Below are 5140 nucleotides of genomic sequence, written 5' to 3' on the forward strand. Positions count from 1 at the left end.
CGCCTCAGTCGGCGTCGTCCGCCCCGCAGGAGCTGCCGTCGGCCGGGAGGGAGCCGTCCAGCAGGAACGTGTCGACCGTGCGGTGCACGCACTTCGAGGACCCGTAGCCGGTGTGGCCCTCGCCCTTGTTGTCGAGGACGACGGCCGACGAGCCCAGCCGCTCGGCCGTCTCCGTGGTCCAGCGGTACGGCGTGGCCGGGTCACCGCGTGTCCCCACCAGCAGCATCTTCGGCGTGTCGACGTCCCGTACCTCGGTACGGATGAAGTCCGTGCCCTTCGGACGGCCGTAGCAGGTCAGGACCTCGGTGAGGCGGTAGCGGCCGAACACCGGGGACGCCTTCTCGTACGCGGCGCGCAGCGCGGCGAAGTCCTTGGTGATCCGGGCCGCGCCGGGCCGGTCGGGATCGTCCGCGCAGTTGATCGCCATCAGCGCGGCCGGGAGGTTGTCGATGGGTACCTCGACCTCGTCGACGAGCCCGCCGTCGGCGTCCGGGGAGGGGGACTGCCGCTCGGCGCTCACTCTCGGCAGGGCGGGGACAGCGGTCCCTCCGCCGCCGAACCCCATGATTCCTCGCGCGTCCCCGTCCTCGACCAGCGCGGCGAGGGCCCGTTCCAGGGGAGGCCACATCCGTTTGCTGTAGAGGCCCTGGCCGATGGCGCCCACGAGGTCCTGGCCGGAGAAGCGGTCACCGTAACCGGTCGGCACCGGGTCCCTGTCGAGCGAGCCGACCAGGGCGACCACCCGCTCGCGGGCGGTGCGGGCGTCCTGCCCGAACGGACAGGCGATGTCGGCGACGCACCAGTTGAGGAAGCCTTCCAGCGCGGTCTGCTGCCCGGCGGCGCCCGCGAGACCCTGCTCGGCGAGCGACTCGGTGAGGGTGTCGACGCCGTCGAGGACGAACCGGCCCACCTTCGTGGGGAACTGGGCCGCGTAGACCGCGCCGAGCCGGGTCCCGTACGAGAATCCGAGGTAGTTGAGCTTCTTGTCTCCGAGGGCCTGGCGCATCACGTCGAGGTCGCGGGATGCGTTGACGGTGCCGATGTGACGCAGCACGGGCCCGGAGTGGCGCACACAGGCCTGGGCCGCCCTGCGCAGGTGTTCGAGGACGGCACGCGGATCGTCCCCGGCCCCGCCGTCGGTCTCCTCGGTGTCCGCGCCGTCGTCTTCGCTTTCACCCGCGCCACAGCTGACGGGGGACGACCTGCCGACACCGCGCGGATCGAACGTGACGACGTCGTAGCCGTTCGTGAGTCCCATGAAGTCCTTGCCCTCATAGGCGAGTTGACTGACCCCCGCGCCGCCGGGCCCGCCGAAGTTCAGCAGCACGGAACCCCGGGATTTCCCGGTCGCCCGATAGCGGGCCATCGCCAGGTCGAGTGTGCCGCCGCCGGGCCTGGCGTAGTCGAGCGGGACGGTGACCTTTGCGCACTGGAGGTCGGCCGTCGGCACGTCGTCCATCGCCGCCTCGTCGGCGCAGGCCGACCACGTGACCTTCTGGTGGTAGAAGCGGGACAGACCGGGCTCGTCGGCCGCCGCGGCCACCGTCGGCGCACCCGTCCCCAGCAGGGCGAGTGTCGTGGCCGAGGCGAGCGCCCGGCGTCGGTACGCGGACCGCATGAATGCCTCCAGAGGCGGCCCCGGCTGCGGACCGGGACGGCGCCCTGATCACGATAAGGGCGTGGCCAGGGCCCCGCCTCCTGGCAGGCCGGGTCGCCGTGAGGGCCGGGCCGGGTGGTCGCGCCGCCTTCGGGATCCATGGTCGGATGGGGCCGCATCCCCCCACTGAACGGAACGGAGCACCGCCATGATCTCCTCCGCCGGCCCCCTCTCCCCGGTCCCGGACGACCTCGTCGTCAGCCGGGCCACGCCCGAGGACTGGCCGGTCGTGACCGGATGGGCGGCTGACGAGGGCTGGAACCCGGGGCTGTCGGACAGCGCCGGCTTCTTCGCGCAGGACCCGGAGGGATTCTTCGTCGGCAGGGTGGGCGGGGATCCGGTGTCGGCGATCTCGGTCGTCAACTACGGTGACGCGTACGCCTTTTTGGGTTTCTATCTCGTGCGTCCCGATCTGCGGGGCCGCGGTTACGGGATCACCACCTGGAAGACCGCGCTGGCCCACGCCGGAAGTCGTACCGTCGGCCTCGACGGAGTGGTCGCCCAGCAGGACAACTACCGCCGCTCGGGCTTCGAGCCCGCCTACCGCACCGTCCGGTTCACCGGAACCGCCCCCGCCGCCGACACCTTGGCACAGGTGCGTCCCGTACGGCCGGCGGACCTGGCGGCGATCACGGCGTACGACACCCTCTGCACCCCGGCCGACCGCCCCCGTTTCCTGGAGTACTGGCTGACGGCTCCCGGACATCGCGCCTTCCTGTGCGAATCCGGTGCCGATGCGGGCGACGGCGGGGCCGGCCCCGGGAGCCGTGCCGTCACCGGCTACGGAGTCGTCCGGCCCGGCCGGGACGCGCCCCGCATCGGCCCGCTGTTCGCCGACACCGCCGACGACGCCCGGGCCCTGTTCGCCGCTCTGACCGCCGACACGGCCGGGACGGACGTCGCGATCGACGTCCCCGAGCCCAACACGGCTGCCCTCGCGATGGTGCGGGAGGCGGGCTTCACGCCGTCCTTCGAGACGGCACGCATGTACACCGGTCCCGTGCGGGGGTTCGCGCGGGAGCGGGTCTTCGGGGTGACCACGCTCGAACTCGGTTAGCGGGGAAGGCTTTTGGGGGTCAGCCCTGTCGGGGTGAGGTTGCGTGGAAGCGGTGATGCAGGTCGCGTACCTGCGCGGCCAGTTCCGGTACCGGGCCCTCGACTGTCACACCGGGCGCGATCTCGTTGACCGGCAGGGTCCGTACCGGGGGCGCGGGTACGCCCAACTCGGTCAGCCAGGCGGTCAGTTGCTCGGACGAGGCGACGTACACGATCCGTCCGAGGCCCACCCAGGCGTGCGCGGCGGCGCACATCGGGCAGTGCTCGCCGGAGGTGTAGACGGTGGCCGCCGCGCGCTGCTCAGGGGTCAGATGGGCGGCGGACCAGCGGGCCAGTTCGAACTCCGGGTGGCGGGTGCGGTCACCGGAGGCCACCCGGTTGTGGTCCTCCGCGAGCACCGCGCCGTCCGCGCCCACTAGCACGGAACCGAACGGTTCGTCACCGGCCGCCAAAGCCTCGGCGGCCAGCTCCACGCAGCGGCGCAGATAGGGCAGTTCGTCGCTCTTGACCATGACTGACCGGGTCTCCCTCGCGGTGCGGTTCCAGGGTGCAGGGTACGTCCGTACGCTCGGAGGGCGGGGAACGCGCCGGAGAGCCCCTGATGCCACCGGACATCTGCTTCGCATATGCGAATGACCTGAAGCGTGACGTATCGCGGACGCCGATACCGTTGCGCTCGCCGCATCGGGGTGCTGGAGTAACGGCATGGATCATGCAGCGGTGCTCGCCCTTTACGACCGGGACATGCGCGAAGGGGCACAGCCCGACGGGCCAGGCGCTCGGATCGAACGGGTGGGCGGGGTGGTGCGCCAGGTCGCCGACGCCCAGGGGTGGAACGGGGTCGTCTGGTCCGACCTCGACGCGGCGCGCGCCGACGAGGCGATCGCCGAGCAGATCCGCCACTACGGCAACCTCGGACGGACGTTCGAGTGGAAGCTCTACGGCCACGACCTGCCCATCGATCTGGGACAACGGCTGCGGACGGCGGGTTTCACACCCGAGCCCGAGGAGACACTGATGATCGGTGAGGTCGCCAATCTGACCTTCGACACCGAGCCGCCCGAGGGCATCCGCCTCGTTCCGGTGACCGACCGGACCGGCGTAGAGCTCGTGGCGGACGTGCACGAGAAGGCGTTCGGCACCGACAGCTCCCGGATGCGGCACCAGCTGCTCGCCCGGCTCACCGACGACCCGGACACGGTCACGGCCGTCGTGGCGCTGGCCGGCGACGAGCCGGTGAGCGCGGCCCGCATGGAACTCGTGCCCGGTACCCGGTTCGCCGGACTGTGGGGCGGCGGCACCGTCGAGGCCTGGCGCGGCAAGGGCATCTACCGCGCCCTGGTCGCCCACCGCGCCCGTGACGCCGTGGAGCGCGGCTACCGCTACCTCCAGGTCGACGCCTCCCACCAGAGCAGGCCCGTCCTGGAGCGCCTCGGCTTCGAGCCCCTCACCACCACGACGCCGTACGTGTACGAGGCCTGAGCCCGGACGGCCGGAGCGGCGGATGGATCGCCGGGTGGCGCCGGACTCACAGCCCGAGCTGGAACTCCACCGCCCTGTGCGTGGGCACGTACCCCAGCTCGTCGTTGATGCCGAGCATCGGCGCGTTGCCGGTCGCCGTGTCGGTGAGCAGTCCCGTGAGTCCGGGGTGGCGTTCACGGGCCCGGCGGATCGAGTCGGCCTTCATCCAGCGCCCGAGGCCTCGTCCGCGGTGCTCGGGCAGCACCGCCGTACCGTAGTGCTGCCCCTCGCCCTGACCGTCGCCCGGCACCACCAGCTCGGAGAAGCCGACGACCGAACCGTCCGCCGTGTCCAGCGCGGCCACGGTGTGCAGCAGGTCCCCGCGCCCCGCGACCGCCTCGGCCGCCGCCAGAACGCGGTCGACGTCCCACACGACCGTCCCGTAGTCGGTGTCCTCCATCGGCATGTCGTCCATGGCGCGGCGCGAGTCGGCGTAGCTCCGCGCCAGGGCGGGCGGCACGGCGCCCTCCCAGGCCGTCAACCGGTACCCGGGGTACGGGAGTTCGGCGAGCCGGGTGATCTCCGCGAGGTCCACGTCGGCGAGTGCCAGCCGGGCGTACGTCAGTGCCAGTACCCGGCGAAAACTCCGGGCCGCCAGGAAACGGTCGCCTGGGGAGCCCTCCTCGGCCTGCGCCAGGACCGACCGTCGACCGTCGCTCCGGGCCGCGGCGACGGCGGCCTCCAGGAGCCGGGTGCCGACGCCCCGCCGCCGTTCGGCAGGGTGGACGGAGACCTCCACCTCGGCGAGATGCTCCTGGCCCTCCCGGCTGAACAGGCGCAGATAGGCGGAGCCGAGCGGTACACCGCCCTGGTCGGCCGCCAGCCAGGCGAGCCGTCGGCTCGACGCGCCGGGTTCGGGATCGGTGAGTGCGGTGATGCGCGGGGGCAAGAGGGCTCCGTGACATG

The 5140-nt window shown here is 72.3% G+C and carries 5 protein-coding genes; 2 read left to right on the forward strand and 3 right to left on the reverse strand.

Annotated features, from left to right (window positions below):
• Positions 1 to 4: 4 nt before the first annotated feature.
• Positions 5 to 1618 (reverse strand): alpha/beta hydrolase, encoded by a 1614-nt coding sequence (locus STRTUCAR8_RS33610; RefSeq protein WP_006380690.1) that lies wholly within the window; start codon positions 1616 to 1618, stop codon positions 5 to 7.
• A gap of 187 nt (positions 1619 to 1805) precedes the next feature.
• Here STRTUCAR8_RS33610 and STRTUCAR8_RS33615 point away from each other — a divergent pair, with 187 nt between their 5' ends.
• Positions 1806 to 2714 carry a GNAT family N-acetyltransferase gene (locus tag STRTUCAR8_RS33615; RefSeq protein ID WP_006380687.1) on the forward strand — a complete coding sequence of 303 codons (909 nt, stop codon included), beginning with the start codon at positions 1806 to 1808 and terminating at the stop codon, positions 2712 to 2714.
• Positions 2715 to 2733: 19 nt separating this feature from the next.
• On the opposite strand, the gene STRTUCAR8_RS33620 is transcribed toward STRTUCAR8_RS33615, so the two are convergent.
• Positions 2734 to 3225 (reverse strand): nucleoside deaminase, encoded by a 492-nt coding sequence (locus tag STRTUCAR8_RS33620; RefSeq protein ID WP_006380689.1) that lies wholly within the window; start codon positions 3223 to 3225, stop codon positions 2734 to 2736.
• Between the two features lie 193 nt (positions 3226 to 3418).
• Here STRTUCAR8_RS33620 and STRTUCAR8_RS33625 point away from each other — a divergent pair, with 193 nt between their 5' ends.
• Positions 3419 to 4195 carry a GNAT family N-acetyltransferase gene (locus tag STRTUCAR8_RS33625; RefSeq protein WP_006380691.1) on the forward strand — a complete coding sequence of 259 codons (777 nt, stop codon included), beginning with the start codon at positions 3419 to 3421 and terminating at the stop codon, positions 4193 to 4195.
• A 46-nt stretch (positions 4196 to 4241) separates the two neighbouring features.
• On the opposite strand, the gene STRTUCAR8_RS33630 is transcribed toward STRTUCAR8_RS33625, so the two are convergent.
• A complete protein-coding gene (locus tag STRTUCAR8_RS33630; RefSeq protein ID WP_059073124.1) occupies positions 4242 to 5123 on the reverse strand; it encodes a GNAT family N-acetyltransferase in 882 nt (293 codons plus the stop codon).
• Between the last annotated feature and the right edge of the window lie 17 nt (positions 5124 to 5140).

This window comes from Streptomyces turgidiscabies Car8, from assembly GCF_000331005.1.
GTDB classification, from domain to species: domain Bacteria; phylum Actinomycetota; class Actinomycetes; order Streptomycetales; family Streptomycetaceae; genus Streptomyces; species Streptomyces turgidiscabies.